We start from the raw sequence: 4,349 nt of genomic DNA on the forward strand, positions 1-4,349 counted from the left end.
GGACCAAGGCCCGAAATTTTCAGAAAATTTCTCTGCGGTGGCTTGCCATCGGCCTCCGGCAGCTATTTCTGGTGCAGCGCCGCCAGGAAAAACCCCGCGGCGTCGCTGAGCGGCCTGTCCTTGCGGGTGATGGAGCCAAACGCTTCCATCTTGTGCTGGATAAAGCAGGGCAATATCTTGAGCAGACCGTGCCGGGCGTAGTGGTCGGCAATCGACTGCGGCATGACGCCCACCATGTCGGTTTCGGCAATCAGGTTGGTCGTCGTGAGGATGGACGCGGTTTCGATCAGGCCCTTGGGCGTGGGCGCCTGCAGCATGCGGAACTCCTGCTCCAGCACCTCACGCATCGGGCTGCCCTTGGGCTGCAATATCCACGGGTAGTCCAGCAGGCTGGCAAACTTCACCGCCTTTTTTTGCCCCAGCGGATGGTGCACACCCGCCACCACCACCAGCGCCTCGTTTTCAAGCGGGGTGAAAGCGTAGTCCGCCCGGTGCTCGTCGCGAATGCGCCCGATGGCAACGTCGAGAACGCCTTCGCGCAGCAGCTCGAACAGCCGGTCGCTGGTGTCCAGCATGACGTCGACCGACAGCAGCGGATAGGCTTTCTTGAGCGTGATGATCGCGTGCGTCAGCAAATTCGGAGAAGGTGCCATGATGCTGCCGATCGACACCCGACCCGAGCTGCCCAGTTGCAGTTCGGCCAGTTCACGCGTCATGGACTCGACCGAACCGCGCATGCCGCGGAAATAACGCAGCACGCTGGCGCCGGCCGGCGTGAGCTTCTGCCCGCGCCCCACCCGCTCGAACAGGCGCTGGCCCAGCGCAGACTCCAGCTCCTGGATCATCTTGGTGGCGGCCGGCTGTGTCATGCCCAGTTCCGCGGAGGCTTTGCGCAAGGTACCGTGTTCGCCTACAGCCAGGATAAGGGCCACCTGCCGCATGCGCAGGCGGTTGAGAAGCTGGGGAATCAGTGAGGCGTTGAGCATGTTGGGTGGCCAATTCAATTGATAACTATAGATTATCAAATAATCAGGAATTTTCAATTTACGTTAACTGTTGTCTTGCCTACTATCACCGCATTGATTCATAACGATGACGGAGACAACCATGAAATATTTGCCTGCCTTGCTGGCAGCAGCCTGCACAGTGGCCGCCCACGCCCCGCTATTTGCACAAGACTGGCCGACCAAGCCCGTGCGCATTCTGGTGGGCTCCGCCCCGGGCGGCGGCACCGACGCGATGGCCCGCGCAGTAGCGGACCGGCTCGGCCCCCTACTCAAGCAGCCTGTGGTGGTGGAAAACCGCCCCGGCGCCTCCAACACGCTGGCAGCCGACCTGACGGCCAAGGCCACCGACGGCCACACCCTGCTAATGGGCGTCTCGACCGCGCATGCGATTGCCCCGCACCTGCTGAAACTCGGCTACGACAACAACAAGGACCTGGTGCCCGTGGTGTTTGTCGGCGCGGTGCCCAATGTGCTGGTGGTCAACAATGCCCTGCCAGTCGATTCGGTGCAGTCGCTCATCAAGCTGGCCAAATCAAAACCCGGCCAGCTCAACTACGCCACCAGCGGCTCGGGCAGCACGCAACACATCGCGGCGGAGCTCTTCAAGGACCAGGCCGGCGTTTTCATCACGCACATCCCCTACCGCGGCAGCGGCCCGGCGCTGATCGACCTCGTCGGCGGCCAGGTGCAGCTGAGCTTTGACACCATGCCCTCGGTGATCGGCCAGATCAAGAACGGCCGCATCAAACCTTTGGCGGTGGCCAGCGCCAAACGCAACCCGCAGCTTCCCAACGTGCCCACAATGGCCGAAGCCGGCGTGAAGGATGTCGAGATGAGTGCCTGGTACGGCATCTACATGCCGGCAGCCACGCCCAAGGCGGTGCAGGAACGTGTCTACGCCGAGGTCACCAAGGTCCTGGCGATGCCGGAAACACAAGCCCGGCTGGGCGCGATCGGCGCGGACCTGACACCGATGACGCAGGCGCAGTTCGCGCAGTTCCACAATGACGAGAACAAGCGCTATGGTGACCTGATCGCCAAGAAAAACATCAAACTGGACTGATCCGGATGATGCAGAACAAGGAAAAGACGCCATGAGCAAACAGCAGACAACAGAACCGGTGCCTGTCGTCGCCCTGACACTGGGTGACGCGGCCGGCATAGGCCCCGAGCTGATTGCCCGGCTGCTGAGCCAGCCCGGCATCACGGCAGGCGCCAACATCGTGCTGGTGGGTGATGCCTGGCTCTGGCAGCAAGGCCAGGACATTGCCCAACAGAAGGTCGCAACGCAAGCCGTGGCCAGCCTGGCCGAGGTGCGCGGCCGCGCCGACACACGCCTGCCCGCCTTCCTGGCCACAGACACGATTCAGCCAGCGCAAGTACAGCGCAGCCAGGCGCAGGCCGCCTGCGGCGCGGCGGTGCTGCAGGTGCTCAACCTCTGCATGGACGGCGCCAAACGCGGCGAGGTCGATGCCATCTGCTTCGCCCCCCTGAACAAGCAGGCCATGAAGCTGGGCGGCCTGAAGCATGAAGACGAGCTGCACCACTTTGCCGAATACCTGGGCGTGACCGGCTACTTCTGCGAGTTCAACACGCTGGGTGACTTGTGGACGGCACGTGTGTCCTCGCACATTCCGCTGAAAGACGCCGCAGCCATGCTCAGCAAGGAACGCATCATGGACGCCACCCGGTTGATCTACGCATCACTCAAGGCCAGCGGCAACAACAGCCCCAAAGTAGCGGTGGCAGCCTTCAACCCGCATGGCGGCGACGGCGGTGTTTGCGGACGCGAAGAGATCGACATCATCGAGCCGGCCGTGGCAGCGCTGCGCGCCAGCGGCGTTCCGGTAGACGGCCCCTTTCCGGCCGACACCATCTTCCTGAAAGCGCAGGCCGGCCAGTACCAGGCCATCGTCACCATGTACCACGACCAGGGCCAGATCGCCATCAAGCTCATGGGCTTCAGCAAGGGCGTCACTGTGCAAGGCGGCCTGCCGGTGCCCATCACCACGCCGGCGCATGGCACCGCGTATGACATCGCCGGCCAGGGCGTGGCCGATGTCAACGCCACGCTCAACGCTTTCCGCATCGCCTGCCGCATGGGAGGACGCCTGGCGGCGCCTCCCCAAAGGGAGTAATACGGCTCACCCCACCCCAACCCTCCCCTTCCAGGGGAGGGCTCGAAAGATTCATCTCACACAGGACCTTTAAATGAAGATCAAATCAGTGCGCGCACGTGTGTTCGAGTGGAAAGGCAAGACCGTTCCACCCCAAGGCAATTTCTGCTCCAACGCCATGGACCTGGTCTACTCAAAGACAGAATCCATGAGCACCTTCCGCTTCCATTCGTGGACGGTGGTCGAGATCGAAACCGACGACGGCATCGTCGGCCTGGGCAACGTGGCGCTGGCGCCGCACATCGCCAAAGCCATCATCGACCAGTACCTCACACCGCTGGTGCTGGGCCAGGACCCGTGGGACTACGAATACCTGTGGCAGCGCATGTACCGCAGCACCCACGCCTGGGGCCGCAAGGGCGTGACCATGGCCGCCATCTCGGCGGTGGATCTGGCGATCTGGGACATCTTGGGCAAGTCGGTCAACAAGCCGGTGTTCAAGCTGCTGGGCGGCCGCACCAAGGAAAAAATCCCCTGCTACTACTCCAAACTCTACCGCACCGACCTCAAGGCGATGCAGGACGAAGCGCAGAAATACCTGGACCAGGGTTTCACCATGTTCAAGTCGCGCTTTGGCTACGGCCCGGCGCACGGCACCAAGGGCGTTTCTGAAAACCTGAAAGCCGTGGAAGCGATCCGCGAAGTCATCGGCTACGACAACGACCTGATGATGGAGTGCTACATGGGCTGGAACCTGGAGTACGCCAAACGCATGCTGCCCAAGCTGGAAAAATTTCAACCGCGCTGGGTGGAAGAACCTGTCATTGCCGACGACATCGACGGCTATGCCGAACTCAACCAGCTCACCAGCATCCCGATCTCGGGCGGCGAGCATGAGTTCAGCCTCTACGGCTTCAAACAGCTGCTGGATAGAAAAGCCGTGTCGGTCGTGCAGTACGACACCAACCGCGTAGGCGGCATCACGGCGGCGCACAAGATCAATGCGTTGTGCGAGGCCTATAGCGTGCCGGTAATTCCACACGCCGGGCAGATGCACAACTACCACCTGACCATGAGCACACTCGCCTCGCCCATGAGCGAGTACTTCCCGATGTTCGACGTGGAAGTCGGCAACGAGCTGTTCTATTACATCTTTGACGGCGAGCCTGTCGCGGAGAACGGCTTCCTGTAACTCGACGACAACAAGCCCGGCCTGGGCCTGGCG

The 4,349-nt window shown here is 62.1% G+C and carries 3 protein-coding genes and 1 pseudogene; 3 read left to right on the forward strand and 1 reads right to left on the reverse strand.

The window, feature by feature from the left end:
• Positions 1-62: 62 nt before the first annotated feature.
• Positions 63-986: a LysR family transcriptional regulator gene (locus AC1D1X_RS16670; RefSeq protein WP_477670936.1), complete on the reverse strand. Its 924-nt coding sequence runs from the start codon at positions 984-986 to the stop codon at positions 63-65.
• A gap of 121 nt (positions 987-1,107) precedes the next feature.
• Between AC1D1X_RS16670 and AC1D1X_RS16675 the strand changes: the two genes are divergently transcribed.
• From AC1D1X_RS16675 to AC1D1X_RS16685, 3 genes and pseudogenes are all read left to right on the forward strand, one after another.
• A complete protein-coding gene (locus tag AC1D1X_RS16675; protein WP_477670937.1) occupies positions 1,108-2,070 on the forward strand; it encodes a Bug family tripartite tricarboxylate transporter substrate binding protein in 963 nt (320 codons plus the stop codon).
• A 31-nt stretch (positions 2,071-2,101) separates the two neighbouring features.
• A complete protein-coding gene (locus AC1D1X_RS16680) occupies positions 2,102-3,145 on the forward strand; it encodes a 4-hydroxythreonine-4-phosphate dehydrogenase PdxA (protein WP_477670938.1) in 1,044 nt (347 codons plus the stop codon).
• Between the two features lie 73 nt (positions 3,146-3,218).
• A pseudogene (locus tag AC1D1X_RS16685) lies at positions 3,219-4,313 on the forward strand (L-rhamnonate dehydratase); the annotation flags it as partial.
• Positions 4,314-4,349: the final 36 nt, after the last annotated feature.

The organism is Polaromonas sp. P1_G4, from assembly GCF_056405475.1.